Raw genomic sequence first — 896 nt, forward strand, 5'->3', positions numbered from 1 at the left:
GTACTGCATTGCTTACCGTAACCGTACTGGCAGCATTATGGCCATCTAGCTCAGCACTCAGGCTTGAGCTGCCGATATCCAGTCCGCTAACAAGTGATGAGCCCGCTTCAATTGAGATTATTTCAGGAGAGTCAGCGCTCCAATTGACTTGGCTAGTAACATCTTGGTGGCTTTGATCAGTAAAAATGGCGGTGACGTTTACCTCGCTTTGAGTTCCTTTCGCTAGTGTGATCAATGGCGGGGTCAAAACCAGACTGTCGATTTGAGCCGGGCTGATAACAATGTTTTTTAACCCAGTTGTAGAGCCTTTAATAGCGCTGACTTGCACCTCCCCACTTTGAATGGCGGTAATAAGCTCATTATCGATACTGGCAAGGCTGATATCGCTAGTTTGCCATGTTACTTCAGCGGTAATGTTTTGGGTGCTGCCATCGGAATAGGTGCCAGTCGCTGATAAAGCAGTAGTGAGTCCGGCAATTAGAGTGTCGGGTAAATCAATTGAAATAGAATGCAATGTAGCAGGAGAAACCGTTAGCTCCAGACTTGTGTTGATGTCGCCAATACTTGCTGTGACATTGGTATTGCCAGCGCTGACAGCGACTACCAAGCCATTTTCATCGACTGTGGCGATGTTGTTATTGCTCGATTGCCAAGAAGTCTCAGGACTAAGGTCGCTTGTGGTGTTGTTCGTATAAATTCCGGTTGCCGTGAGAGTGTGAGATGAAGCAATTGCCAGTGTCAACGCGGCGGGTGTTATGCTAAGTGAACTCAATGTGTATGCAGTAGACGTACTTGAAGCGTGCTCACCCTCATAACTGGCTGTAATGGTTGCGTCACCAGGTGCTAGTGCGGTAAGTAAGCCTTCGTTGGAGATATGCAAAATGCTCGGATCAGAG

At 47.5% G+C, this 896-nt stretch carries 1 protein-coding gene; it reads right to left on the reverse strand.

Going from position 1 to position 896, the window contains the following annotated elements:
- A partial coding sequence (locus A3729_RS08540; protein WP_197475702.1) for an Ig-like domain-containing protein occupies nt 1–896 on the reverse strand: 896 nt, incomplete at both ends.

It is taken from the genome of Oleiphilus sp. HI0043, assembly GCF_001634935.1.